General features: G+C 66.2%; 25 protein-coding genes. 13 read left to right on the top strand and 12 right to left on the bottom strand.

Annotated elements, in window-relative coordinates; translation table 11 throughout:
• Positions 1-54: 54 nt before the first annotated feature.
• Both ACHQ4I_RS29490 and ACHQ4I_RS29485 read right to left on the bottom strand, forming a co-directional pair.
• Positions 55-333 carry a hypothetical protein gene (locus ACHQ4I_RS29490; RefSeq protein WP_420775134.1) on the bottom strand — a complete coding sequence of 93 codons (279 nt, stop codon included), beginning with the start codon at positions 331-333 and terminating at the stop codon, positions 55-57.
• Between the two features lie 32 nt (positions 334-365).
• On the bottom strand, positions 366-662 hold the full coding sequence (locus ACHQ4I_RS29485; protein ID WP_420775133.1) for a DUF6968 family protein: 297 nt from the start codon (positions 660-662) through the stop codon (positions 366-368).
• A gap of 351 nt (positions 663-1,013) precedes the next feature.
• Here ACHQ4I_RS29485 and ACHQ4I_RS29480 point away from each other — a divergent pair, with 351 nt between their 5' ends.
• Both ACHQ4I_RS29480 and ACHQ4I_RS29475 read left to right on the top strand, forming a co-directional pair.
• On the top strand, positions 1,014-1,523 hold the full coding sequence (locus tag ACHQ4I_RS29480; protein ID WP_420775132.1) for an NADPH-dependent FMN reductase: 510 nt from the start codon (positions 1,014-1,016) through the stop codon (positions 1,521-1,523).
• Positions 1,516-2,037, top strand: a complete 522-nt coding sequence (locus tag ACHQ4I_RS29475) for a flavin reductase family protein (RefSeq protein WP_420775131.1) — start codon at positions 1,516-1,518, stop codon at positions 2,035-2,037. The genes ACHQ4I_RS29480 and ACHQ4I_RS29475 overlap by 8 nt, the downstream gene beginning before the upstream one ends.
• Before the next feature lie 10 nt (positions 2,038-2,047).
• Here ACHQ4I_RS29475 and ACHQ4I_RS29470 read toward each other — a convergent pair whose 3' ends face one another.
• Entirely contained in the window at positions 2,048-2,941 is an 894-nt protein-coding gene (locus tag ACHQ4I_RS29470) for an aromatic prenyltransferase (protein ID WP_420775130.1), read from the bottom strand.
• A gap of 189 nt (positions 2,942-3,130) precedes the next feature.
• Here ACHQ4I_RS29470 and ACHQ4I_RS29465 point away from each other — a divergent pair, with 189 nt between their 5' ends.
• Positions 3,131-3,637 (top strand): VOC family protein, encoded by a 507-nt coding sequence (locus ACHQ4I_RS29465; protein WP_420775129.1) that lies wholly within the window; start codon positions 3,131-3,133, stop codon positions 3,635-3,637.
• Positions 3,638-3,672: 35 nt separating this feature from the next.
• Positions 3,673-4,473: a MerR family transcriptional regulator gene (locus ACHQ4I_RS29460; RefSeq protein WP_420775128.1), complete on the top strand. Its 801-nt coding sequence runs from the start codon at positions 3,673-3,675 to the stop codon at positions 4,471-4,473.
• On the opposite strand, the gene ACHQ4I_RS29455 is transcribed toward ACHQ4I_RS29460, so the two are convergent.
• Positions 4,456-4,782: an ArsR/SmtB family transcription factor gene (locus tag ACHQ4I_RS29455; protein ID WP_420775127.1), complete on the bottom strand. Its 327-nt coding sequence runs from the start codon at positions 4,780-4,782 to the stop codon at positions 4,456-4,458. The genes ACHQ4I_RS29460 and ACHQ4I_RS29455 overlap by 18 nt on opposite strands.
• A gap of 64 nt (positions 4,783-4,846) precedes the next feature.
• Here ACHQ4I_RS29455 and ACHQ4I_RS29450 point away from each other — a divergent pair, with 64 nt between their 5' ends.
• From ACHQ4I_RS29450 to ACHQ4I_RS29440, 3 genes are all read left to right on the top strand, one after another.
• Complete coding sequence (locus ACHQ4I_RS29450; protein ID WP_420775126.1) at positions 4,847-5,188, top strand: putative quinol monooxygenase; 342 nt, start codon at positions 4,847-4,849, stop codon at positions 5,186-5,188.
• A gap of 131 nt (positions 5,189-5,319) precedes the next feature.
• On the top strand, positions 5,320-5,910 hold the full coding sequence (locus ACHQ4I_RS29445) for a class I SAM-dependent methyltransferase (protein WP_420775200.1): 591 nt from the start codon (positions 5,320-5,322) through the stop codon (positions 5,908-5,910).
• A gap of 119 nt (positions 5,911-6,029) precedes the next feature.
• On the top strand, positions 6,030-6,233 hold the full coding sequence (locus ACHQ4I_RS29440; RefSeq protein WP_420775125.1) for a hypothetical protein: 204 nt from the start codon (positions 6,030-6,032) through the stop codon (positions 6,231-6,233).
• A gap of 74 nt (positions 6,234-6,307) precedes the next feature.
• On the opposite strand, the gene ACHQ4I_RS29435 is transcribed toward ACHQ4I_RS29440, so the two are convergent.
• The 3 genes from ACHQ4I_RS29435 to ACHQ4I_RS29425 all read right to left on the bottom strand — a co-directional run bounded on the left by ACHQ4I_RS29435 (position 6,308) and on the right by ACHQ4I_RS29425 (position 9,701).
• Positions 6,308-6,853, bottom strand: coding sequence for a DUF779 domain-containing protein (locus ACHQ4I_RS29435; protein ID WP_420775124.1), 546 nt, complete (start codon positions 6,851-6,853; stop codon positions 6,308-6,310).
• On the bottom strand, positions 6,853-8,376 hold the full coding sequence (gene adh, locus ACHQ4I_RS29430; protein ID WP_420775123.1) for an aldehyde dehydrogenase: 1,524 nt from the start codon (positions 8,374-8,376) through the stop codon (positions 6,853-6,855). Before adh ends, ACHQ4I_RS29435 begins: the two co-directional genes overlap by 1 nt.
• A 92-nt stretch (positions 8,377-8,468) precedes the next feature.
• A complete protein-coding gene (locus tag ACHQ4I_RS29425; protein ID WP_420775199.1) occupies positions 8,469-9,701 on the bottom strand; it encodes a sigma-54-dependent transcriptional regulator family protein in 1,233 nt (410 codons plus the stop codon).
• Positions 9,702-9,955: 254 nt separating this feature from the next.
• On the opposite strand from ACHQ4I_RS29425, the gene ACHQ4I_RS29420 reads away from it, so the two are divergent.
• Both ACHQ4I_RS29420 and ACHQ4I_RS29415 read left to right on the top strand, forming a co-directional pair.
• Entirely contained in the window at positions 9,956-11,212 is a 1,257-nt protein-coding gene (locus tag ACHQ4I_RS29420; RefSeq protein ID WP_420775122.1) for a cytochrome P450, read from the top strand.
• 57 nt (positions 11,213-11,269) lie between these two features.
• Positions 11,270-11,725, top strand: a complete 456-nt coding sequence (locus tag ACHQ4I_RS29415; RefSeq protein WP_420775121.1) for an SRPBCC family protein — start codon at positions 11,270-11,272, stop codon at positions 11,723-11,725.
• A 47-nt stretch (positions 11,726-11,772) separates the two neighbouring features.
• Here the strand turns inward: ACHQ4I_RS29415 and ACHQ4I_RS29410 are convergent, their stop codons facing one another.
• A complete protein-coding gene (locus tag ACHQ4I_RS29410) occupies positions 11,773-12,837 on the bottom strand; it encodes a cobalamin-independent methionine synthase II family protein (RefSeq protein ID WP_420775120.1) in 1,065 nt (354 codons plus the stop codon).
• A 438-nt stretch (positions 12,838-13,275) separates the two neighbouring features.
• On the opposite strand from ACHQ4I_RS29410, the gene ACHQ4I_RS29405 reads away from it, so the two are divergent.
• Positions 13,276-16,749 carry a protein kinase domain-containing protein gene (locus ACHQ4I_RS29405; RefSeq protein WP_420775119.1) on the top strand — a complete coding sequence of 1,158 codons (3,474 nt, stop codon included), beginning with the start codon at positions 13,276-13,278 and terminating at the stop codon, positions 16,747-16,749.
• Positions 16,750-16,764: 15 nt separating this feature from the next.
• Here the strand turns inward: ACHQ4I_RS29405 and ACHQ4I_RS29400 are convergent, their stop codons facing one another.
• Positions 16,765-18,888, bottom strand: coding sequence for a putative bifunctional diguanylate cyclase/phosphodiesterase (locus tag ACHQ4I_RS29400; protein WP_420775118.1), 2,124 nt, complete (start codon positions 18,886-18,888; stop codon positions 16,765-16,767).
• A 122-nt stretch (positions 18,889-19,010) separates the two neighbouring features.
• Between ACHQ4I_RS29400 and ACHQ4I_RS29395 the strand changes: the two genes are divergently transcribed.
• Complete coding sequence (locus tag ACHQ4I_RS29395; RefSeq protein WP_420775117.1) at positions 19,011-19,817, top strand: SAM-dependent methyltransferase; 807 nt, start codon at positions 19,011-19,013, stop codon at positions 19,815-19,817.
• A 7-nt stretch (positions 19,818-19,824) separates the two neighbouring features.
• Here ACHQ4I_RS29395 and ACHQ4I_RS29390 read toward each other — a convergent pair whose 3' ends face one another.
• The 3 genes from ACHQ4I_RS29390 to ACHQ4I_RS29380 are packed head-to-tail and all read right to left on the bottom strand — an operon-like array spanning position 19,825 to position 21,740.
• A complete protein-coding gene (locus ACHQ4I_RS29390; protein ID WP_420775116.1) occupies positions 19,825-20,619 on the bottom strand; it encodes a class I SAM-dependent methyltransferase in 795 nt (264 codons plus the stop codon).
• Positions 20,620-20,661: 42 nt separating this feature from the next.
• Positions 20,662-21,429 carry an alpha/beta hydrolase family protein gene (locus tag ACHQ4I_RS29385; protein ID WP_420775115.1) on the bottom strand — a complete coding sequence of 256 codons (768 nt, stop codon included), beginning with the start codon at positions 21,427-21,429 and terminating at the stop codon, positions 20,662-20,664.
• 29 nt (positions 21,430-21,458) lie between these two features.
• Positions 21,459-21,740: a YggT family protein gene (locus ACHQ4I_RS29380; RefSeq protein ID WP_420775114.1), complete on the bottom strand. Its 282-nt coding sequence runs from the start codon at positions 21,738-21,740 to the stop codon at positions 21,459-21,461.
• Positions 21,741-21,851: 111 nt separating this feature from the next.
• Here ACHQ4I_RS29380 and ACHQ4I_RS29375 point away from each other — a divergent pair, with 111 nt between their 5' ends.
• Positions 21,852-22,643, top strand: coding sequence for a transporter substrate-binding domain-containing protein (locus ACHQ4I_RS29375; RefSeq protein ID WP_420775113.1), 792 nt, complete (start codon positions 21,852-21,854; stop codon positions 22,641-22,643).
• A gap of 111 nt (positions 22,644-22,754) precedes the next feature.
• Entirely contained in the window at positions 22,755-24,179 is a 1,425-nt protein-coding gene (locus ACHQ4I_RS29370; RefSeq protein ID WP_420775112.1) for an MFS transporter, read from the top strand.
• The last annotated feature ends 11 nt before the right edge of the window (positions 24,180-24,190 follow it).

Genomic DNA, 24,190 nt, shown 5'->3' with positions numbered 1-24,190 from the left:
GCCAGAATCTTCGGCACGTTCGGCTGGCGAATGCTCGAACCGCGTCGGTGCTGATCAGCGCATGGCGGTTGCGAAAGGCGTTGCTACAGGGTCGGATTCGGCACGGCTGCCGTGTAGGTCCAGCATTCGGCACTGGCCCTCGGATTCGCTGCGGGCCAGGCTGGTTCGTACGCTTTGGATTTCGGCCGGGTCGAGGCCGGAGAACGGGCGATCGGCCATGGCCCATGCCTGTTCCGCGGTGTCGCGGGTGATCACTGGGCCGATCTTCGAGCGCATCGCGTGGTCGAGCGCGAGATCGATCGGCGCCGGAACATGCCCGGCAGAACCGGGCATGTCGTCGAGTGGGGGGTCGAAGCGCCCTGATATTAGGTGCGAACTGGGGTGAAATCGCCACCGATGTGTGCGTCGGCTAGGAAATCGGGCAGGGACAGCGACAGTCGCGTGCTGATCTCCCCTAGTCCGGACATCAATGCTTGCACCGGTTCCTTGCCGGTCGCTCGGATCATCATCGGTGCGGGCTGTAATCCCTCGATACGTAGTCGGCATACGTAGTTCGAATCAGTCGAGGAAAACAGCTGTGGGGTACCGACGGTCACCAACACCGATCGGCCGCTCCGCTGAATCATCCTGGTAACCAGCACTTTCCCAACCTCAACGGTCATAGCGAGATCGTATGGTCTGTATCGGTTTCAGCCTCAGCGCTGTCGGCGTGTTCGATTACCCGGCGTGTCCCGACAGCTCACCTCTTGTCGCAGGTGGCACCACGCGGAGCTGCCGGTGTGCTACTCGGTCAGGCGGTCGGCGACCTTGTCGTGGGAGCCGAACAGGCCGTCGCGCATCAGGCCGATGCCGGTCCACAGGTTCGGCGCGAGTTCGAGACGGTGCGGCATCGAGGGCCGTGATCCGATCGCACGGATTCAAACCCTCCTGTCGGTCGGCTTCCGGTGCTGGAGTGGAAGGGGCGCACTCAGCTGCACGGTGTGATCTGATCCGAGCGAGAAGAGGGTAGGGAAGTGACAGTTACGGTCGTCGTCGGCAATCCGAAGCCGGCCTCCCGCACGCTGACCGCGGCAACGCTGGTCGCCGAGGGGTTACGCCCGGACACGGCACCCGAGGTGATCGATCTGGTCTCCTTCGGTGCGGGCCTATTGTCCTGGGGTGACCCGGATGTCGCCGCTGCCGTGCGCACCGTGGCGACTTCGGACCTGGTGGTCTTCGCCAGTCCGACCTTCAAGGCCACCTACACCGGTCTGTTGAAGCTGTTCCTCGAACAGTTCGAAGGCGGCACCGGCCTGGCCGATGTCGTGGCCGTCCCACTCATGCTCGGTGCGGGCCCGGCGCACGCACTCGCGCCGGACCTGCTGCTCAAACCGGTGCTGGTCGAGCTCGGCGCGACCGCCGCGCTGCCCGGTCTCTACTTGTCGGACAGCACATTTCAGGAGGACGGCGCCATCGAGCGCTACACCACCCGCTGGCGACCCATCGCCGCGGCGCTGAGTTCGAAGGCGGCCGATCATGCATGAGCTCTTCGAATTTCCATCCGACGGCGCCGGCCTGCGCCGGGTATTCGCCGGCTTCCCCAGCGGTGTCGTCGCGGTGTGCGCCGAAATCGAAGGTACGCCACATGGTTTGGCGGTGAGCACCTTCGTTCCGGTCTCGCTGGATCCGCCGCTGGTGTCGTTCTGCGTGCAGAACAGCTCGGCCACCTGGCCCAAGCTGGACACCGCGACGCACCTCGGGCTGAGCCTGCTCGGCACCGACCAGGAGGACGCCGCGCGGGCGTTGAGCACCCGCAACGGCAACCGGTTCGACAATGTCGACGTCCACCGCGGCGCGGCCGACGCGATATTCATCGACGGTGCGACGGCGTGGATCGAAGGCGCGGTCCAGGCCCGCATTCCCGCGGGCGACCACACGGTGGTCATCCTGCGGATCAACCGGCTGGCCGCCCGTGCCGACGCCGAGCCGCTGATCTTCCACGGCAGCAGATTCCGCAGCCTGCATCCGCACCGCGAGATCCGCGGAATTGCCAGCTGACCAGTGTAATTCAGGTGCGGCTCGGGGCGGTTCCGCCGGGGAAGGCGGCCTGGCGGGCGGCGGCGTATTCGGCCTGGACCTTGTAGTAGCGGGTGTCCGGGCCGTAGGTGGCGTAGAAAACGAATCCTCGCGTGTCCGGGTCGGCGAACGGTGCGCCGTCGACGAAACGGTCCAGAACCGGGTCGAGGTAGGTCGGGAAGCTCGACGGCTCGCAGCGGACCGGGAAGCAGATGCGTTGCATGCGCGGTGCTGTCCAGGAGAAGGTGCGGTAGAGGTTGAATGTGCGTCCGAGCAGCGCCAGTTCGGCGTCCGCCGGGGTGAAGTCGAGTTCGGCCAGAATCCCGGCGATATCGGCGGGGGCAAGGGTTCCCGGCTCGAAGACGTTCGAGTAGAGATTCATTGTGCGGGCATCGAAATCGACTGCCAGTATGCCGATTTGGCCACCGTAGCGGGACAGGTGCTCGGCGTGGGCGCGTGCCGAGTCGGGGATACCGGCGAATTCGAGAATCCGCTCCACGCTGAGTAATTCGGGGAAGACCAGCCAGATCTTCTGCACACCGCCGGCAAGTGCGAGATCGACACCCGAGCGGACCGGTACGGCGGCCGAGATATCGGCAAGCAGCTGCTCCATCGGATGTCCGGTGTAGGTGAGAAGTCCTGCACCGCAGAGTCTTTCGATCAGGTCGGTGGGATCACCGGGATGCATCACCCGGGCATTGACTTCGCGCTCGGGCACCGGATGCGTGGTGGTGCGCACGCCGACCGCGGAGCTGGTCCACAGATCGGCGAGCGTATCCAGCACCGGATCCACGACCGCCGGGTCGTAGCGAGCCTCGGCTAGGCGCGCATACTCCCGCAAGTCCGTGCGGAGTCGATCGAGCGTGAGTGCGACGGATTCGGTCATGGCCTTCATCGTTGCGGAAGTGGCTGGCCGATTGCACCACTTCTCGAGATTCCGGTGCGTCCCGCTCACCTCTTGTTGGCATGTGGCGCCGGTCGTTCGCATGCTGTTCGCTCGGCACTGATCGGCCGTTTCGAACGGCGGTCCGCAGCCGCTTGACCCTGACGTTACGTGAGGCTCGACGATGTCGAGGTGAGCGAAAACTACCCCGCATTCGATATCAGTCCGGTGCCCGTACCCGCGCTCGACGCTGTCGCACCGGAGCCTTTCCGCGGCATCTACGGGATGCCGATGTTCGTCACGGTGCCGACGCCCGATCTGGCTGCGTCGGTGGACTTCTGGACTCGCGGGCTCGGCTTCTTCGACCTGTTCACGGTCCCCGGGCAGATCACGCACCTGCGGCGCTGGGCGTTTCAGGACGTCCTGCTCGTGCCGAACGAGCGCTCGGCCGAGTCCACCGCACTCAGCGTGAGTTTCGCGTGCGTGCTGAGCCAGATCGATGAGATCGCGGCGGCGTGTGCGCAGGTGCTGCCGGGTTGCACGACGGGGCCGCGGACGATGCCGTGGAACTCGGTGGAGCTGGAGATCCGCACGCCGGACAACACGCGGGTGATCATGACGGCGGCGCGGCCGTACGACCCGAGCAGCGCCGAGGCCGCGTATCTGCGGTCCATCGGAATCGAAGGGCCCGGCGAATGAGGATGTCGTCTGGCCCGGCTGTCAGACTGGACGGTGTGGATCTCGACGACGGCGCCGGTCTCACCGTCGGTGCTGCCGCGGCGCGGGTGGGCGTCACGATCCGGGCTCTGCATCATTGGGATGCGATCGGGCTGGTCCGCCCGTCCGAACGCACCGAGGCCGGATACCGGCTCTACACCGTCGCCGACATCGCCCGGATCCACCGGGTGCTCACCTACCGTGAGCTGGGCGTACCTCTCGACGGCATCAAGTCGTTGCTGGACGACCCGGCCACCGATGCGATGGCATCGCTGCGCGGGCAGCGCGACTCACTTCGCGAGCGCGCTGCCCGCCTGCACCGGATGGCCGACGCCATGGACCGCATGATCGAAGCCAGAGAGTCCGGGATCCTGCTTTCGGCCGAGGAGCAGATCGCGATCTTCGGCCAGCACTGGCAACCCGACTGGGCCGCGCAGGCACGCGACCGCTGGGGCGACACCCGCCAGTGGGCTCAGTACGCCGAACGCGCCGCAGGCAGAACGGCTGAACACTGGCAGCAGATCGCCGACAGCGTCGAGGTTCTGAACGCGGATCTGGCGGCGGCCCACCGCGCCGGAGTGATCCCCGGAAGCGACCGGGCCAACGCCCTGGCCGAGCGGCACCGCGCATCGATCGACACCTACTTCGACTGCACCCACTCGATGCAGGTCTGCATAGCCCGGAGGTACACCGCCGACCCAGAATTCTCCGCTTTCTACGATGCGCTCGAGCCCGGACTGACCACCTGGCTGCGCGAGATCATTGATGCCAATGCCCGCGCCCGCGGCATCACCCCGGAATCAGCGACCTGGGTCTGAGGTCGCCTCGGTGCGCAGAAGTTCGATCAGTGCCGGGAAACGCTGCGCCAGTTCGGCCCGTCGAAGTTGGGCCATATTGCTATTGCCGCGATTGACCTGACGGATCAGACCGGCCTGGCGCAGTACTCGAAAGTGGTGTGTGAGTGTGGCTTTCGACAATGGTAGGCCGAACGAGCTGCAGTGCCGTTCGGTTCCGTCGGGCTCGGCGAGCAAGGTGAGCACTATCCGGCGACGGTGCTTGTCCGCCAGAGCGGCGAATACCGTGCCCAGATCCATCTCCTCCGGGGTGGGCTCAGCACTGTCGGGCACCACGACATCTCCTCACACAAGGTATGACTTGCATCGTACCTGATCGGCGGATAGCGTCCGAGGTATGACAGATTTCGTACCTGACGCCGATATGCCCTATGCCTTGATCGGTTTCGCCCGCCCCAAACCGGAACGCGCAGCCGAACTCCAGGAACTGCTGCTGTCGTTCGTCGCACCGACCCGAGCCGAAGACGGTGCGCTCGAGTACCACTTCCACGAGGACAAGAACGACCCGGGCACATATGTCTTCTACGAGGTCTGGCGATCGAAGGAAGACCTGGACAGACACCTGGCGCTGCCGCATCTGAAAGCGTTCTGGGACAAGCGAATGGAGTACCTGGAGCAAGACCTCGACATCCGCTGGCTGACCATGCACAGCCCCTACCCCCGACCGATCGCGTCGTAGTTCCGGCGATTCCAGGTGCTGCTGTGCCACGATGAGGTGGCCCGGTCGGTGGCAAGGAGGTGACGAAGTTGTCGCAGCGATCCCTCGGTGACGATCCGTTCGCGGCCCGGCATCCGACCAGTCACGAACGCATGACCGGACTGCCCTGGGATGCGTCGTACCACGACGGCCCAGCACCTTGGGATACCGAGCAGCCGCAGCCGGCAATAGTGCGCGTGGCAGCCGAGGGCGGATTCACCGGCGCGGTGCTCGATGCGGGCTGCGGCACCGGAGAAAACGCTCTGCACATCGCCTCGCTCGGATTGCCGGTCCTGGGCGTCGACGTGGCCGAGACGGCACTGGCGATCGCCCGGGCGAAGGCCGACGACCGCGGGATCGAGGTCGAGTTCGCTGCGGCCGACGCGTTCCGGTTGCAGCGTTTGGGGCGCAGGTTCGACACGGTGCTGGACTGCGGACTGTTCCACACCTTGGACGGCGACGAGCGACCAGGATACGTGGCGAGTCTGGCGTCGGTGACCGAGCACGACGGAACCGTGTATGTGTTGTGCTTCAGCGACAATGGTCCTGATACCGGCCCGCACCCCATCGGTCGGGAAGAGCTGAGAGCGGCATTCAACCCCGAGGCCGGATGGAATATCGCCGCCATCGAACCGGACCGGATTCAGACGAGATTCCACGACGACGGCGCACCGGCCTGGTTCGCGACAATCAAGCGGATGTAGACCACGATCCGGTTCGACTCTTCGTCGAACCGGATCGCGTGGATGTTGCTGGAGCGGCCCCGTAGTGATCCAGCAAACCCTGACGAAACAGTCGGCGGCACCGATGCGATCTGCTGAATATGTCCACCGACACCATGAATCTGGCCGAGCGACGTCAAGCGATCCGAAGGCTCGTTGCGGTCTGTCACCAAGTGAATCGGCTGGTGGAGCTGGCCGAGATCGAGTCGTCCGAACCCCTTATCGCGCAGGCTTATACAACGCGCCGGGTGCTGCAGGATCTGGTGCTCGATATGGTCGACGTCAATCGGCGGACTCGGGCCTGAGCCGGAATCGTCAGTGCCGCAGTGGAAACCAGTGCGTCGGATGGGATCGCAACCGCGACCTCCTACCTGCTGAATCAATCCGATTTCTGAGGTGTGCCGGGACCGGGCACCGGGCAGGCATCGGCCGCCTCGGCGACGACCTGCGGTTCGGTGGCCGCCGCCGGACGCTCACCGCGCTCCCAGCCCGCACCGGTCACGGGCTCGATCGCGGCCAGAGCAACAAGCTCGGTGTCGTCGAAAACTCTTCCGCGACTGAGGAATCGAAATCCTTCCGGCGATTCCAAGCTGAATCCCGAACCGCGCCCGGGTACGACGTCCAGGACGAGTTGGGTGTGTTGCCAGGCGGCGAACTGCGGGCCCGAAATCCACACCGGCGCACTATCATCCGGCTCCGGTTCGGTCGCGGGAAGTTCGCCGACCCGCAATCGCAGATCGAGCAGTCCGAGCAGCACATCGCGATCGCCGACCACGAATTCGCCTGCGGGATAACACATCGGCGCCGAACCGTCGCAGCAGCCGCCGGACTGGTGCAGCATCAGCGGTCCGTGCCGCCCGCGGAGGCGACGGAGCAGATCCATCGCCGCCGCGGTGGCGCGCACGCGCCGGGGGACCATGGCCATCAGAAGAAGCCTTGCGCCTTCGACGCGTAGCCCACCAGCAGGTTCTTCGTCTGCTGGTAGTGATCGAGCATCATGCGGTGGTTCTCGCGGCCGATGCCAGACTGCTTGTAGCCGCCGAACGCGGCGTGCGCGGGGTACTGGTGGTAGGTGTTGGTCCACACCCGTCCGGCCTGGATGTCGCGTCCGGCCCGGTAGGCGACCGCGCCGTCGCGCGACCACACGCCGGCGCCGAGTCCGTAGAGGGTGTCGTTGGCGATCTTGATGGCATCGTCGTAGTCCGAGAACGAGGTCACCGAGACGACCGGCCCGAAGATCTCCTCCTGGAAGATCCGCATCGAGTTGCTGCCCGCGAAGACGGTCGGCTGCACGTAGTAGCCGCCGGACAGATCGCCGCCGAGGTCGGCGCGCTCGCCACCGGTGAGCAGCGTGGCGCCCTCGCCCTTGCCGATTTCGATGTAGGACAGGATCTTTTCGAACTGATCGTTGCTGGCCTGCGCACCGATCATGGTGTCGGTGTCGAGTGGATCGCCCTGCCGCACGGCCTTGGTGCGCACCACCGCCGCGGCCAGGAATTCGTCGTAGATATCGGACTGGATCAGCGCGCGCGACGGGCAGGTGCAGACCTCGCCCTGGTTGAGCGCGAACATGGTGAAGCCCTCCAGGGCCTTGTCCTGGTAGTCGTCGTTGGCGGCGAGGACGTCGGAGAAGAAGATATTGGGGCTCTTGCCGCCGAGTTCCAGGGTGACCGGAATCAGGTTCTGCGAGGCGTACTGCATGATCAGGCGGCCGGTGGTGGTCTCGCCGGTGAACGCGATCTTCTTGATCCGCGGGCTGGAGGCCAGCGGCTTACCCGCCTCGACACCGAAACCGTTGACGATATTGACCACACCGGGCGGCAGCAGATCGCCGATCAGACCGATCAGGAACAGGATCGAGGCGGGCGTCTGCTCGGCGGGCTTGAGCACCACGGCATTTCCGGCGGCGAGCGCGGGCGCGAGCTTCCAGGTGGCCATCAGAATCGGGAAGTTCCACGGAATGATCTGGCCGACCACGCCCAGCGGCTCGTGGAAGTGGTAGGCGACGGTGTCGACATCGATCTCCGACAGCGAACCCTCCTGGGCCCGGATGGCACCGGCGAAGTAGCGGAAATGATCGATGGCCAGCGGGATATCGGCGGCCAGGGTTTCGCGGATCGGCTTGCCGTTGTCCCAGGTTTCGGCGAGGGCGATCGCGTCGAGGTGTTCCTCCATCCGGTCGGCGATCCTGTTGAGGATGAGGGCGCGCTCGGCGACCGCGGTCCTACCCCAGGCTGGTGCGGCGGCGTGCGCGGCATCGAGGGCGAGTTCGATGTCCTCGGCGGTGCCGCGGGCGACCTCGCAGAACGTTTGCCCCGTCACCGGGGTCGGATTTTCGAAGTACTGCCCCTTGACGGGCGCAACCCATTCGCCGCCGATCCAGTTGTCGTAGCGGGCCTGGAACGACATGGCGGCGTCGGGTGTTCCGGGGCGGGCGAAGACGGTCATCGAATGCTCCTCGATCTGCGGACGATTGCTGTGTCAGATGTGATCCGGAACACTACGAGTATCCATGTTGCACGACGGTTGCAACAAACTGGTCAGATGCCCAACCTGCTATCGAGCAGCCGCAATTGCGTCTTGACCTGGGCATACATCGAGGACCGCCGGTCCAGCGAGGAGAGGTAGGCGGTCCAGGCCGCAACGTCGTCGCGTCCGTCGACCGAATCGGTCCAGCGGGCGAGCAAGCGGCGATCGCCCGCCGCGAGCAGGGCGGCGCGCAGGCGTCCGCGCAACTCGACGCGCAGCTCATCGATGCCGGGTGCGAGCGAACGGGGCAGGACCGGACCCGGGTACGCCCGCAACGCCCCCGACGTGTCGCCGCGCGCGAGTGCGCGTCTGACCTCGGCGACATCGGTGTCGAGATCCATCAGCAGCCGATACGGTCGCGAGCCGAGACCATTGGCGCCCAACATCTTTCGCACCCGCGACATTTCCGCGCGCACGGTCACCGGATCCAGTTCCGATTCGTCGAGCAGCATGGCGAGGTGGTCGGCGCTCAGGCCCTCGGGATGCTCGGCCAGCAGCAACAGGATCTCGGCATGTCGCTGCGACAGGCGGATCTGCTCGCCGCCGCGGGCCAGGATCGGCCGGTTCGAGCCGAGCACCCGCAGGCGGGCCGCCGGGGCGGCGAGCGGTTCGGTCGAATCGAGCATGAGCAGCCGCAGTTCGGATTCCGCGGCCAGCACCGTCGCGCGGATCAGGGACAATACCTCCGGCGCGGCGACTCTCGGGCCGCCGGTGATATCGATGGCCCCGATGATCCGGCCGCTGAGCGGATCGTGCACGGGGGCGGCCGAACAACTCCAGTCGTGCACCACGCGGCTGAAATGTTCGGCACCGAAGATCTGCACGTGATGATCGAGGGCGAGTGCGGTGCCCGGCGCGTTGGTGCCGACGCGGTCCTCGCTCCAATCGGCGCCCTCGACGAAATTCATTGCCAGCGCGCGGTCCTTGACCTTCGAATCGCCCTCGACCCAGAGCAGCCGGCCCTTGGCATCGCTGATCGCGACGAGCAGTCCGGCCTCGGCGGCGTCCTCTACCAACAACTTTCGCACCACCGGCCGGATCAGCGCGGTGGGATGCGCGGCCCGATACTGCTGCAGTTCCGGACCGTCGAGATCCACCGCATCGCCGAAGCCGTCCGGGTCGACGCCGCTACTTCGGCTGCGCCGCCAGGAATCCAGCACGACCGAACGCACCGAATCACCGTCGGGGCGCACGGTCGGCAGCAGGTCGACGCCTTCGACGAAGCAGCGGTGCGCCGATGACATCCGCAGCGCCAACTGCGTGAGGTCGTCATCGGGTCGGACGGCCACCCAGGGGTTGCCGTGCGCTGCTGTGCTCAATCGGTTTCCTTCGTGTCTGCCCATAACCACTGTAATGCCGGTCACATGTCGCATCACCAGGGGTGGCGATCGCGGCAGGCACGGAAGTGGTGGCCCACGTACCCTGACTGTTGCTCTGAGCGGGCGGCATTGAGGCGTGCCTGCTCACCGTTTCTGCTCATCGACTGGAGTTACGTCACTTGACCACGCCAGAGTCGGCAACCCACCTTCGCTCCTGCCCGATCGCACACGGATCGCCGATCGATACCGACGGCCCCCGAATCTCGCTGTACTCAGATGAATTCGCCGCGGATCCGCATACCGCGTACCGCGAGATGCGTGAGAGATACGGTGCATTGGTGCCGGTGGAACTGGCGCCCGGCGTGCCAGCCACTCTGGTGATCGGCTACTACACCGCGCTGCGAATCCTCAATGATCCCGACCATTTTCCGGCCGATTCGCGGACCTGGCAGCGGGACGTCCCCGAAGACTGCCCGATTCGGCCGATGCTCGAATGGCGTCCGGCCGCGGTTCGCAGTGATGGCCTGGAACACACCCGCTATCGGGAGGCGACCGTCGCCGGACTCGTCGAAATCGACCTGTTCGCTTTGCATTCCACCGTGGAACAGATCGCCATTCCGCTGATCAACTCGTTCTGCGAGAACGGCACGGCGGATCTGATCAGCCAGTACGCTTTTCCCCTATCCTTCGCGGTGATCAATGAGATGCTCGGCTGCCCGCCGGAAATCGGTCAGCGTGCCGCGGCGGGTATGGCCGCGATGTTCGAAGGCGTCGACGCCGCCGCGGCGAACAAGATGTTCGGCGACGCGATGTTCGACCTGGTCTGCCTCAAACGTGAACAGCCCGGCGACGATATCGTCTCGCGGCTGCTGGCCCACCCGGCGCAACTCGATGACGGCGAGATGATCCACCAGGTGCTCAGCTTCTATGGCGCGGGCATCGAGCCGACCCAGAATCTGATCGTCAACACGCTGCGGTTGATGCTGACCGACACGCGGTTCGCGGGTGGCATTCTCGGTGGGAGTCTTCCCACGCGAGATGCGTTGGACGAGGTGCTGTTCACCGACCCGCCGCTGTCGAACTATTGCGTCAGCTTCCCGAGGCAGCCGATCCTGATCGATGGTGCCTGGCTGCCCGCGCACCAGCCGGTCGTGATCAGCATGTCCGGCTGCAACAACGATCCGGCCATCAATACCGGGGAGTACACCGACAACCGCTCGCACTTGGCATGGAGCGCCGGCCCGCACGCCTGCCCCGCCCGATCGGTCGCGTCACTGATCGTCCAGGACGCGATCGATCAACTGCTCGACGCACTGCCCGAAATGCGCCTCGCGGTCCCCGCCGAGGACCTGACCTGGCGCCCCGGCCCCTTCCAGCGCGCCCTGACCGCCCTCCCCGTCAGTTTCCCCAAATCCACTCCGCTGCAAATCTTCTGAGGAAGCCTCTGCCCCTGCGGCCTGGCGCAAGTCAGGCTCGGATGCTTGGATCGGACCATGACCGACGACACCGAAGTCCCGCGCATCGTCACCGCCAGCCGCGATATCGCCGCAGGGGCGGAGCAGATCTTCGAGCTGATCGCCGACCCGGCGCAACAGCCGCGCTGGGATGGAAACGACAACCTCGCGCACGCACCGGAGGGTCAACGTGTGCGCGAGGTAGGCGAGATGTTCTCGATGACGACCACCAAGGGGGCTATCCGGGAGAACCATGTGGTGGAGTTCGAAGAGGGCCGCCGCATCGCCTGGCTGCCCGCGGAACCGGAGCAGGCACCCCCGGGTCACCTGTGGCGCTGGGAGCTCGAACCATTGGACCCGGCACTTACCCGGGTCACGCACACCTACGATTGGTCGCGCTTGACCGACGAGAACCGGCTCCCACGCGCCCGAGCCACTACCACCGACAAGCTCCAAGCATCCGTCGACAGACTCGCCGCCATCGCCGAAGGGTGATCGTCCAGGATGCGACCCGCCGATCAACGCCGCAGGGAGCCCGGCTCTCAGATGCCCAGTTCCGCGGCGGCCAGGGCGGTGCCTTCGATGCGGGCGCGGATCTTGGCGAAGGCGATATCGCGGGAGGTGGAGGTGTCGTCGGCGAATGGTGCGAATCCGCAATCGTCGCAGGTGCCGAGGCGGTCGACAGGAAGGTAGCGCGCGGCGTTGAGGACGCGGTCGCGGACCTGCTCGGGGGTTTCCACGCGCGGGTCGATGGGGTCGGTGACGCCGACGAAGATGCGGGCGTCGGGGGGCAGGTACTCGGCGATAACGGCGAGGACCTTGTCCGGGTCCGGCTCGCTGGCCAGTTGTACGTAGAACGCACCGACCTTCAGCTGCAACAGTTTCGGCAGCAGCGCGGTGTAGTCGATGTCGAGGCTGTGGGTGGAGTCCTGATCGCCGCCGGGGCAGGTGTGCACGCCGATGCGGGCGCGCTCGGCATCCGAAAAGCGTTCCAGCACCGAGTTGTTCAGTGCGATGAAGCTATCGAGGACGCCGCCGCTCGGATCCAGTTTCAGCGAAAGTCGGCCTTCGGTGAAATCCAATTGGACCAGGTGTGCGCCCGCGTCGAGGCAGCCGCGGATATCCTTTTCGGCTTCGTCGGCCAGATCCGCCAGGAAGTCCTCGCGGGCATAGCCTGCGATGCCGTCGGCCGGATAGAGCAGGCTCAGTGCCGAGGGCGCGATCACCGCCTGCTTCACCGGAGCCTGCGAATGTTGTTGCGCCGCACGCAGATACTGCTCGGCGTAGACCTGGTACCGGAATGGCCCCGCGGTGAGCCGTGGCAACTGCCGCTGATGCCCATCCGCGAACGGGATCACCGCGCCGTCGGGCGCAAGTCCGGCCAGTCCGGTAATGGGATAGGTGGCAAAACTCGGTTTTGTCTGTTCCCCGTCGGTGACGACCGGTGAGCCGAGCGCGATCAACTCGTCGATGGTGTCGGCGACCGCGCGTGCCTGGAGTTCGGCGAGGGCGGGGGCGTCCAGTTCGCCGGGATTGTGGGCCGTCATGGCGGCCAGCAGGTCGGAGAAACGAGGTACGCTGCCGATGGGCTCTGTGGGAATGCTCACACCGCGAGTGTAGGTCGATCGACCGTGATGCGAGCCCCGAATCGATTGCCCCGGTTGGACATCGCGCGGAAGCCTCCATTGAACGGCTCGCCGAGCTTGCCGAAGATTGAGCAGGTAAAGCGCTGGGCCGGGCGATCATTCGCAACACGTGGCGGGGGTGTGGCGTCAATGTCGCTTCGGGAGTAACGGGATGGCCTGGCGCCATGTCGAAAACGTGGTGTTCCACCCCGTGCGCGGAACCCGGATCGCAGGCTGAGGTGTTTTTCGCCGACCAATAGCCTCGAGTGCCGGGCGCAAATGTTTCGGCACCGAGACATTCGGCTGTCAGGATCGCCTGCACCGCAGTGAATTGCGGCGACATCTGTGGCGAGCGCGCGCGCAATCGTAGCGACGGGAATATGCTCGAAGTAACTGATTGATTGTTGTATCGAGGTCGCCGTGGCGCAAATTGATCCGCTTTCCACACAGCGCGACCTGGCCTCAGGGTTCGCGGCGGAATTGGACGCCGCGGGGTTCACCGATGCCGCCGAGATCGGCCGTGGCGGTTTCGGGGTGGTGTATCGCTGCCGGCAACCCGCGCTCGATCGCACGGTGGCGATCAAGGTGCTCACCGCCGATCTGGAGTCGGAGAATCTCGAACGATTCGTCCGCGAACAGCTCGCCATGGGCAAGCTCTCCGGTCATCCGAATATCGTCACCGTCTTCGAGGTGGGATCCACCGCGACCGGACGGCCCTACATCGTGATGCCGTACCACTCGCACGGTTCCCTGGACGTCCGCATCCAGGAGCACGGCCCGATCGACTGGCAGGACGCGCTGCACATCGGGGTGAAGATCGCGGGCGCGCTGGAGACCGCGCACCGGCGCGGGATGCTGCACCGCGACGTGAAACCCGGCAATATCCTGCTGACCGAATACGGTGAGCCGCAGCTGGCCGACTTCGGCATCGCCCGGCTGGTCGGCGGCTTCGAGACGACCGCGGGCACGATCACCGGCTCACCCGCCTTCACCGCACCCGAGGTGCTGCAAGGCCATGTCCCGGACGTGACCTCCGACATCTACAGCCTGGCCTCGACCCTGTTCTGCGCCAGCACCGGCCACGCGGTCTTCGAACGGCGCAGCGGCGAGCAGCTGGTCGCACAGTTCCTCCGCATCACCAAGCAGCCGATTCCGGATCTGGGCGATGCGGGTCTGCCTCCCGACGTGACCGCCGCGATCGAATGCGCGATGTCCCGCGAACGCGGTGAACGTCCCTGCAGCGCAGCGGAATTCGGTGAACGACTGCGCGAGATCCAGGAGCGGCACGGCCTGCCGCCCGACGATATGGCGATCCCGCTGCCCGCCGCCGAACCCGTCGGACACCGCCCGACACCGACACCGACCGGAACCGGCCGCCGCCGCATCTCCGGAACGCATTCGACCCGCACGCCGCCCGTGCCCGCTACCCGTCTGCGGCCCCCGGTGGCCAATCGCCCGCTGGTCGACCGTCAGCGGCTCATCGCACTGTTGCGACAGGGACGCAAGCGCAGGCTCGCGGTCATCCACGGCCCCACCGGATTCGGCAAGACCACCCTCGCCGCCCAATGGTGCGAAGCGTTGAGTGCCCAGGGGGTGGCGGTGGCCTGGCTGACCGTCGACCACGACGACAACAATGTGGTCTGGTTCCTGTCCCACCTGATCGAAGCCATTCGCGCCGAACGACCGTCGCTGGCACACGAACTCGGCGAACTGCTCGAGGAGCACGGCGACGAATCCGAACGCTACGTGCTGACCTCGCTGATCAACGATATCGACCGGCGCGGTGAACAACTCGTGGTCGTCATCGACGACTGGCACCGCGCCACCGATCCCGCGACCACCCGCGCACTGCGCTTCCTGATCGAAAGTTGCAGTCCGACACTGCACCTGGTGATCACCAGCCGCAGTCAGACCGGACTGCCGATGAGTTCGATGCGGGCCCGCGACGAGCTGGTCGAAATCGGTCCCCCCGCATTGCGTTTCGATGTCGAGGAGGCCTACGTCTTCCTGGTCGAGCTGGGCGGGCTGGAGCTGGATCGCGCCGATGTCGAAGACCTCACCGAATCCACCGAAGGCTGGGTCGCGGCACTGCAACTGGCGGCACTGTCGCTGCGCGGCAGCGACGATCCCGGCGAGCTGATCAGCCATCTGACCGGACGCCATCACGCCATCAGCGAATTCCTGGTCGAGAACGTCCTGGACACCCTGGAACCCGGCACGCTCGACTTCATGGTGGCGACCTCGATCACGCCACGGATCTGCGGTGAACTCGCCTCGGTGCTCACCGGCGTCGCGGACGGGCAGGCGATGCTGGAGCAGATAGAACTCCAGGATCTGTTCCTGCGCAAGCTCGATGACGGCAACTGGTTCCGATATCACCACCTGTTCCAGGACTTCCTGCAGCAGCGGCTGGAACGCGATCGGCCCGAACGGATCACCGAACTGCACCGCGCGGCCTCGCGGTGGCTGGCCGAGCACCGGCACGTCAGCGAGGCGGTCGATCACGCCCTGCTGGCCGGGGATGAGCAGCGGGCCATCGAGATCGTCGAACAGGACGGCATGTCGCTGCTCGAGTACGGACAGTTCGCCAGCCTCATCGGTCTGGTCAACAAACTCCCCGCCACGATCATCGAAACCCATCCGCGGCTGCAGTTGGATCTGGCGTGGGCGAATATCCTGCTGCACCGTGCCGGACCGGCCGAACGCGCACTGCGGCTCGCCGAATCGAATCTGGACCGTGGTGAACTCGACGAGGACACGACCGGGCGGTTGCGTGCCGAGGCCGGTGTGGTGCATGCGGTGGTGCGGGTGCGCGCGGACGTGCTCGCCGATGTCGACGACATGCTGGCGCCCTGCTTCTTCCGGGCCGAGGAAATGTCACCGTATGTGGTGGCGATCGGCGCGAACGTCGCGACCTTCGCCGCGGGCTATCGCTACGATTTCGACGAGGCATTGCGGATCCAGGAATGGTCCGCACCGTATATGCGGCAGAACAAGGGTTTCTACAACAACATTCACGGTTTGTGCTTTCTCGGTCTCGCCGCGAGTCTGCAACTCGACATCACCAGTGCGGAGCACTACTTCCGCCGGGCGATGAAGGTGGCCAGACAATCCGGCGGCAGTCACTCCTACGGCGCGCGGCTGGCCGGATCCCTGCTCGGCGAATTGCTGTACGAGCGTGGTGAAATCGCGGAGGCGGAACGGCTGCTGGATGAGGGCTACAAGCTGGGACCCGACGCGGGTGTGGTCGATTTCAAATTGGCTCGCTATGTCGTCGGGGCGCGCATCAAAGCGCTGCGCGGGGACCGCGCCGCCGCCATTCGCAGGCTGAACGAGGGTGCCCGCGTCGCCCGTTCGGTGTCCTTGCCGCGACTGGGCGCGGAGGTGGAGAACGAGCGGCTGCGGTTGGGCTTGCCGCCGCATCCGGAATTCGGCCCGCTGCCCGTCGTCGAATATGGGAGCCGTCGCCAGCCGGTGGACCCGATCGACGAATTCACGGTCCTGTACGAGGAATTCACCGCGATCCGGCTGCTGCTCGCCGCGGAATCGCCGGAAAAGACCGAACTCGCCTGCACCTGGGCGCAGGAATGGGTGGATCTGCTCGAATCCGTGCGGCGTCCGAGGGAACTGTTGAAGGCGCGCCGATTGCTGATCGCCTGTCTGGCCGCGGCGGGCCGCATCGATGCGGCCAAGACCTTGCTGGCAACGGTGACCGCCCAGTGTGCCGAACTCGGGTCGGTCCGTTATCTGCTCGACGGGGGACCACATGTCGTGGCCACGCTCGCCGCGGTGCGCGCCGATCAGCTCGCCGGCCGCTGGCGTCCCGAATGGCCGGACGTACCTGCCGAATTCCTGCTCGCATTGGTCGATGCCGATGCGGCCCAAACAATCTGACGAGCTATAGGCCGGTTATTCACCGCGGATCTCGGAAAGGAGATCGGTGACCTGATGGGCGGGCATGGGGCGGTGGAATAGCCAGCCCTGTGCGGTATCGCAGCCGAGCGCGCCGAGCCGGTCGGCCTGATATCGCGTTTCGACGCATTCGGCGGTGAGGGTGTAGCCGAGGGCGTGGGTGAGTTCGATGATCGATTCGAGCACCAGCAGATCGGTGGCCCCGGGTGATTCGGGGGTGCGGATGCAGTGGATGAACGGGCCCGCGAGTTTGACCACATCGAGCGGGAGTTGGCCGAGGTAGGCAAGATTGGAGTAGCCGGTGCCGAAGTCGTCGATGGCTATGTGTATTCCGGCTTCGGCGAGGGTGCGCAGTGCCTCCAGCGGCCGACCGGTCGTGTGCATGAAAGCCCGTTCGGTCAGTTCGAGTTGTAGCCGATCCGGCGGTATGCCGGTATCGGCGATGACCCGCTGCACTCGGTCCAACCAGGTCGGATCGGCCACTTCGGCGGCGGACACGTTGACGCTCACGATCGGCGTGTGCTCCGGGAACAGCTTGTGCCAGTCGCGGCTGTCGCGGCACGCGCGCTCGAGTACGTGCGCGCCGAGCGCGCCGATATGGCCGTTGTCCTCGGCGAGGTCGACGAATTGCGCCGGGGTGAGCACACCCAGTTCCGGATGCCGCCAGCGCACCAGGGCCTCGACCGCCACCATCCGCTGATCGGTGAGCGCGACGATGGGCTGGTAGTCGAGGAAGAGTTCGCCGCGCACCAGTGCGGCGGGCATGGCCGCGGAGAGTTCGGCGCGGGTTTGCTCGCGGCGACCGCGGTCGGCATCGAAGATCGCGTAGCGGCCGCGGCCCGCGGTCTTGGCCCAGTACATCGTGGTGTCGGCGGCCTGGAGCAGTTCGTCGACCGTGCGGTGCTCGGCGCGTCCCGCCATGACGCCTATGCTCGCGGTGACGGTCAGGTGGTGGCCCTCGATATCGAATGGCCCGGCAAAGGCATCGAGCATGGTCTGCGCGATCTCGGCCACCTGGTCGGACGCACTGACCTGGGGGACCAGGACGACGAATTCGTCGCCGCCCATGCGGGCCACGAGCTGGCCGGGCCTGGCCCGGGCGCGCAGGCGGGCCGCGGCCTGGATCAGCAGTTCGTCGCCGACCGCGTGCCCGAAGGTGTCGTTGACGAGTTTGAAATGGTCGAGGTCGATGTAGCAGAGGCCGAAGGCGGCGGCCGGATCGGCGAAGGCGGCGGTGAGCGCATCGATGAACTTCGACCGGTTCGGCAGGCCGGTCAGCTGGTCGTGGTGGGCGCGGTAGTGCAGGCGTTCGCGCAGTGCGTGCCATTCGGAGATGTCCTCCACCAGCACGAGCGTGTACTGGGGCCGACCGTGATCGTCGCGGATGAGCGAGACATTGAGGTTGGTCCAGACGGTGCTGCCGTCGCGATGCCGGTAGGCCTTCTCGAGCTGCACATTGTCGTGTTCGCCGCGCAGCAGCGCCTGATACAGGTCCCACATGTCCGGATCGTCGTCCGGATGCGCCAGATCGGTGACCGCGAGTTCGTACATCTGCTCGGGTTCGTACCCAAGCATGGTGGCGAACGCGGTATTGACCTCGATGATCCGGCCGCTCATATCCGAAAGTCCGGTGCCGATTCCGGCCTGGGTGAATACCGCCCGCAGCCGCGCCTCACTGGCGCGCAACTGTTCGGCGACGGCGCGGCGGGCGGCGATTTCGGCGGCGCGCACGCTCTCCTGCTCGGCGAGCAGCCACGCCCGGAATGCGCGGACATACCCATTCGCGAAGGCCGCGAGCAATTTCGCCAACCGCTCGGCGGCGACGGTGCCCGCCTCGGCGAAATATGCGCTCAGCACCGCGATGCTGCGCCCGAGCACCTCGTCGCCGACGAAATGCGACCGCGCCAACTCCGCCCCCAGTTCGGCCACCCGATCGGCCGGTTCGGCGCTGTGCGCGGCGGCTTCGAAATCCCCTGCCAGCCGGGTCAACAACATGCGCGCCTCGGCCGCACTCATCGGCACCACATGATCGCGGGCCCCACCACTGAGCGCGGCCGTCCAGCGGGCGGTCAGGTCGGCACTCGAGCCATCGCCTGAACCGGGCCCGGCTTCCCAACCCATGGGGCTTGATCTTAGTCCGGCCGGGCGGCACGCGTGAATCGCGGCGGTAGGCCGGTGGCTGGGATACGATGGCGGCGAATTCGCGGGTGTGGGGCGAAATGTGGGCGGTACGAGAGGTTTTCATGACCAGACCGAGTTGGGCTCCCGAGGGAATCGATCTGGATCGGCCGAGTGCGTCGCGGGTCTACGACTACTTCGTCGGCGGTATGCACAATTTCGAGACCGATCGGCAATTGGCACGCCAGATCGAGGCGTTCACGCCGAACGTCGCCGAGACCATGCGGGCGAACCGGGATCTGTTGCGCCGGTGCGTGCGGTTCCTCGTCGACGCTGGGATCAACCAGTTCCTCGATATCGGATCCGGGATCCCGACGGTCGGCAATGTGCACGAGGTCGCGCAGGAGCGTGACCCCTCGGTGCGGGTGGTCTATGTCGACATCGATCCGGTCGCGGTCGCGCACAGTCGCGCCATCCTCGACGACGATCCGCGCACCGCCGTCATCGAGGCCGATCTCGGCCGGCCCGATGTCATCCTGGCCGATCCGCAGGTGCGCAAGCTGATCGACTTCGACGAGCCGGTCGCGGTGCTGCTGCTCGGTGTGCTGCACTTCGTCGGCGACGATGCCGATCCGCTCGGGTGCGTGGCAGCGCTGCGCGATGCGGTCGCCCCCGGCAGCTACCTCGCGATCACCCACGCCACCTCCGACGGACAACCCACCGAGGTCCTGGAGGCGCAGAAACTCTCAGGCCGCACCTCGACCGAGATCGTGCTGCGCTCCAAGGACGAGATCGCCGGATACTTCGACGGGTGGTCGCTGGTCGAACCCGGTCTGGTGCATCTGCCGCTGTGGCGGCCCGACAATCCGGACGATATCGCCGAACATCCCGAACAGTCCGGCGCCTACGGCGGTGTGGCCCGCAAGATCTGACCGGGACCTATGCCGCGACGGATCCGCGGACAGCCCACGCGCGTGCGGTCAGCGCGATCGAGCCGTCCGGCCCGACCGGCAACCACCGGCGGAGCAATTCGCGAAGTTCGTCCTGTCGATCCTTGGTCAGGGCCGCGACGTAGCCCGGAGCGGGCCCCTGTCCGCCGAGGAAAGGTGTCCAGAAGTCGTCGAAGTCGCGGAAGACGGTCGGCACGACGATCGGTTCCACCGCGACCTCGGCCAGCCCTGCCGCGAGCCACAGCGCCTGCAACGGTCCCGGTCGGCACAGTGGGAAGCGCACACCTTCGTCCAGGTCGGCCGCCGCCGAGGCGCATGCGACCGCCGCATCCCAGAAATACCGGAGCATCAACATGCCCTCGGCGTAGTCCCACACATACGCCGCGACCGTGCCGCCCGGTGCGGTGACGCGAACGAACTGCGCGAGGGCATCGGCAGGCTCGGGGACAAAGTTGAGCATCAGGCCGCTGACCACGACGTCTTGACTGTCGTCGGGTTGTGGCAGGGCCGTCGCGTCGCCGACGTCGAAAGTCGCACGGGCATCGGCGATTCGGCTGCGCGCCCGATCCACGAAGGATGCCGACGCATCGATACCGTGCACGTGGGCCGGGTCGGCGTTGGCCAGCACACTCGCCGTCACGGCTCCGGCTCCGCATCCGATATCCAGCCACCGACGGCCGGGCACGATCCCGAGCGAAGTCACAAAGATGTCGGCCACCGGGCGGCTCCACCGTCCCATGTACGCCTCGTAGGCATCGCCGTGGACCCAGACGTCGTCGGCCATACCCGCAAGCCTAGGACGCGGTCACTCGATCCGGCAGGCCTGTCAGTCGAGGTAGCGGCGTAGCGCCTTCAATACGAAAGGCCATGCGGCGGAATCGGGATCGATGAGTTCGAAGTGCCCGGTGCCGGGCAGTTCGACGAGTTCGGCCCCGGACTTCGCGCAGTATTCGCGCGCCATCTCGACCGGCAGGCGCTGGTCTCGATCGCCATGGACGACGACGATCGGGATGTCGGCGGCGCCGAGAACCGATGGGTCGCTGGCGGCGTAGCGCTCGGGAAACTCCTGCGGTCCGCCGCCGAGCAATTCGGCAACCGCACCCTGGCCATTGCCTCGGTGATAGGCATCGACCAGATTCGCCGCGGGTGCCAGTGCCACCACACCGGCCACTCGCGGCGCCACCTCGGTGCGCCAGGCCGCACCGTTGGGCAGTCGATGCCGCAATGCCGCCCATAACGCCAGATGCCCGCCGGCCGAATGCCCGACATACACGATGCGGTCCAGGTCGATTCGGCCCGGCCGGGCGTCCTGGATCAGTCCGGGCAGCACGTCGAGCGCCCGCGCCACGTCGTCGAAGGTCTTCGGCCATCCGCCACCACCGCCGACCCGCCGGTACTCGATATTCGCCACCACGTATCCGAGCGCGGCGAGCGCCTCGGCCTCCGGCCGGGCATGTTCCCGATCGAACGCCGCTCGCCAGAATCCGCCGTGCAGAACGAATATCAGGGCTGCCGGATCGTTCGCGGTGGGCAGGTACAGGTCGGCCACCTGGTCGGGGTGGGGGCCGTAGGCGATGGTCGTGTCGATGGTCATCGGTTCATCAAACGCCTCGGCGGCCGGGGCTACAGGCTGAAGGCGATGTTGCGCAGGATCAGCGCGACGATGAAGACCGCGGCGAAGGCCAGGTCGATCGACATCCCGCCCAAGCGAATCGGCGGCAGGAACCGGCGGACCGGTGCGATCACCGGTTCGGTCCAGGCGTGGCTCAGGTCGCGGGCGCGGTGCACCCAGGGTGGGGGGCTGCCAGTGGAGAGCACCCCGACCCAATCCAGCACCATCCGGGCGAGTAGCAGCACGATGAACACCGTCAGGGCTATCCCCAGCAAGATCCCGATGAACGCCATGTCGAACTCCTTCGTCGGTGGCCAGCTACCAGTATCAACGCTGCGGACCGAGTGGGAAGTGTCCGATTCGCCGGGTTCTCAGCCGACTATCAGGTCGGTTAGCCTGTCCCGATGCGCCGACCGCTTCGATACCTGCCGATGGCCATTCTGTTGACGATGAGCGGGCTCCTCGCCACCGGACCAACCGCGACGGCGCAGGAGGTGTCCCGGCTGTTCACCGTGCAGCAGTCGGGCGTGCTGCGGGTGTGCACGACCGGCGACTACCCGCCCTACACCCTGCGCGAGGACGACGGCGCCTACCGCGGCGTCGACATCACTCTCGCCACCGACCTCGCCGCCACCCTTCATGTTGTCCCGCAATGGATTCCGGCAACATGGTCGACCCTGACCGATGATTTCCTCGCGCAGTGCGATATCGCCGTCGGCGGCATCTCCGATACCGCGGCCCGCCGCCGCGTCGCCGACTTCTCCATTCCCACGTCCATCGACGGCAAGACCCCGGTCACCCGCCGCGCCGATGCCGACTCCTACGCGACCATCGAGCAGATCAACCGTCCCGAGGTCCGCGTGATCGTCAATCGCGGCGGCACCAACGAGGCCTTCGCCCGCGCCCATTTCCCTGCGGCCCAACTCGCCGTCTGGCCCGATAACCTCACCATCTACGACCAGCTCGAACAGCACAACGCCGACGTGTTCGTCACCGATTCGGTCGAGGGTCGCTACCGTCAGCGCACCCACCCCACCTTGCAGGTGCTGCACCCCGAAACACCCTTCGATTCCGCGCCCAAGGCATACCTGCTGCCGAAGGACGACACGCTGTTCAACACCGTCGTCAACACCTGGCTCGAAGCCGAAATCCGCAGTGGCAGAACCGATCAACTGCTGAACGACTGGATCGGCTGACACCGGCGACGAGTCATCCGACCATTTTGCGGTTTCCGCAAAATTGTTTCCGGTTCGACGGCTGCTGCCCTGAACATCGGTTGCCCGATCCCGAATTCACCGGAGGCGACGATGTGTCCCACACCCCAACCCGCGAGCGCGCATAGGCGCTGGACCGTACTGGCCGTGTGCTGCCTCAGCCTGTTCCTGGTCGGCCTCGATACGACGATAGTCAATATCGCGCTGCCTTCGATCGGGTCCGGACTGCACGTCGGGACCCGCGGGCTGGAGTGGACGGTCGATGCCTACACCCTCGTGCTCGCGAGCCTGCTGATCTCTTCAGGAGCGATCGCCGATCGGATCGGACGACGACGGGTATTCCGGCTCGGGCTGGTCGTATTCGCCGCGGCCTCGGTGGCATGTGCGCTCTCACCCTCGATCGGCGTACTCATCGCGGCGCGCGTAGTCCAAGGCATCGGCGCTTCGATGCTCAGTCCGGTGGCGCTCGCGATCGTGGTCAATACGATCACCGAACCCAGGGAACGGGCGCGGGCGATCGGAGTGTGGGCAGCGATCTTCGGCCTGAGTATGGCGATCGGCCCCACGCTGGGCGGTGTGCTCATCTCCGGTTTCGGTTGGCGGTCGGTCTTCTGGATCAATGTGCCGGTCGTCGCGGTGGCGCTGATGCTGACGGCGGTTTTCGTGCCGGAATCTCGTGCGGCGCAACCACGTAGGCTCGATGGCCATGGTCAGTTGCTCCTGATCGTCGTTATCGGCGCGGCGGTGGGGGTGCTCATCGAGGGCCCGAGGATCGGGTGGGGCTCGCTGGCCGCATTGGTCGGATATGGCTGCGTCGCGGTGGCGGCGGCCGGTTTCGTGTGGATCGAGTCGCGGCGGCGTGTTCCGCTCATGGATCTGCAGCTGTTCCGGCGCGTCCCATTCACCGCGGCGGTCGTCGGTGCGGTAGCGGTGTTCGTCGCGTTCAACGCGACACTGCTGCTGAATACCCTCTACCTGCAGCATGCGAGAGGTATGGGTGCGGTGGCGGCCGGTGCCGCGACATTGCCGATGGCCATTGCCGCCACGGTCTGCGCACCGTTGTCCGGGATGCTCGTCGGTCGGGCCGGTCCGCGGCTACCGCTGCTGCTCGCGGGCGGTTTCACCACCATCGGGGGCCTGTGCCTCGTGCGCATCGACGACCACACCGGTCTGCCATCGCTGCTGCTGGCCTATCTGCTGATCGGCATCGGGGTCGGCTTCGCGAATGCCCCGATCACGAACACCGCGGTCAGCGGGCTGCCCGCCGAGCGCGCCGGTGTCGCGGGCGGAATCACCTCCACCGCACGCCAATTCGGTGCGGCACTGGGGATCGCGATAGCGGGCGGCATCGTCAGCGGCACGGCGGATACCGCGCTCGCTCACACATCCCGACTCGGGTGGGTCGTTGTCGCGGTGTGTGGGCTGTTCCTGCTGGGCGTTGCGCGAGTGTCGCCGGCTGGTGTCGCCGTGCGTTCTGATGTTCGGCGGGTGGTCTCGGTCGCTGGGACAGCCGATTGACAGCAAATGGC

Source organism: Nocardia nepalensis (assembly GCF_048910785.1).
In the GTDB taxonomy this organism is placed as follows: domain Bacteria; phylum Actinomycetota; class Actinomycetes; order Mycobacteriales; family Mycobacteriaceae; genus Nocardia; species Nocardia nepalensis.
Note: the sequence above shows the minus strand (reverse complement) of the source record. Positions and strands in the feature narration are given on the sequence as shown.

Excerpts from the sequence above, each read along its gene's own strand:
- ACHQ4I_RS29490 (WP_420775134.1), bottom strand. The coding sequence starts at position 333 with ATGCCCGGTTCTGCCGGGCATGTTCCGGCGCCGATCGATCTCGCGCTC.
- ACHQ4I_RS29485 (WP_420775133.1), bottom strand. The coding sequence starts at position 662 with ATGACCGTTGAGGTTGGGAAAGTGCTGGTTACCAGGATGATTCAGCGG.
- ACHQ4I_RS29475 (WP_420775131.1), top strand. The coding sequence starts at position 1,516 with ATGCATGAGCTCTTCGAATTTCCATCCGACGGCGCCGGCCTGCGCCGG.
- ACHQ4I_RS29470 (WP_420775130.1), bottom strand. The coding sequence starts at position 2,941 with ATGACCGAATCCGTCGCACTCACGCTCGATCGACTCCGCACGGACTTG.
- ACHQ4I_RS29450 (WP_420775126.1), top strand. The coding sequence starts at position 4,847 with ATGACAGATTTCGTACCTGACGCCGATATGCCCTATGCCTTGATCGGT.
- ACHQ4I_RS29445 (WP_420775200.1), top strand. The coding sequence starts at position 5,320 with ATGACCGGACTGCCCTGGGATGCGTCGTACCACGACGGCCCAGCACCT.
- ACHQ4I_RS29440 (WP_420775125.1), top strand. The coding sequence starts at position 6,030 with ATGTCCACCGACACCATGAATCTGGCCGAGCGACGTCAAGCGATCCGA.
- ACHQ4I_RS29435 (WP_420775124.1), bottom strand. The coding sequence starts at position 6,853 with ATGGCCATGGTCCCCCGGCGCGTGCGCGCCACCGCGGCGGCGATGGAT.
- adh (WP_420775123.1), bottom strand. The coding sequence starts at position 8,376 with ATGACCGTCTTCGCCCGCCCCGGAACACCCGACGCCGCCATGTCGTTC.
- ACHQ4I_RS29425 (WP_420775199.1), bottom strand. The coding sequence starts at position 9,701 with ATGTCATCGGCGCACCGCTGCTTCGTCGAAGGCGTCGACCTGCTGCCG.
- ACHQ4I_RS29415 (WP_420775121.1), top strand. The coding sequence starts at position 11,270 with ATGACCGACGACACCGAAGTCCCGCGCATCGTCACCGCCAGCCGCGAT.
- ACHQ4I_RS29400 (WP_420775118.1), bottom strand. The coding sequence starts at position 18,888 with ATGGGTTGGGAAGCCGGGCCCGGTTCAGGCGATGGCTCGAGTGCCGAC.
- ACHQ4I_RS29395 (WP_420775117.1), top strand. The coding sequence starts at position 19,011 with ATGACCAGACCGAGTTGGGCTCCCGAGGGAATCGATCTGGATCGGCCG.
- ACHQ4I_RS29390 (WP_420775116.1), bottom strand. The coding sequence starts at position 20,619 with ATGGCCGACGACGTCTGGGTCCACGGCGATGCCTACGAGGCGTACATG.
- ACHQ4I_RS29385 (WP_420775115.1), bottom strand. The coding sequence starts at position 21,429 with ATGACCATCGACACGACCATCGCCTACGGCCCCCACCCCGACCAGGTG.
- ACHQ4I_RS29380 (WP_420775114.1), bottom strand. The coding sequence starts at position 21,740 with ATGGCGTTCATCGGGATCTTGCTGGGGATAGCCCTGACGGTGTTCATC.
- ACHQ4I_RS29375 (WP_420775113.1), top strand. The coding sequence starts at position 21,852 with ATGCGCCGACCGCTTCGATACCTGCCGATGGCCATTCTGTTGACGATG.
- ACHQ4I_RS29370 (WP_420775112.1), top strand. The coding sequence starts at position 22,755 with ATGTGTCCCACACCCCAACCCGCGAGCGCGCATAGGCGCTGGACCGTA.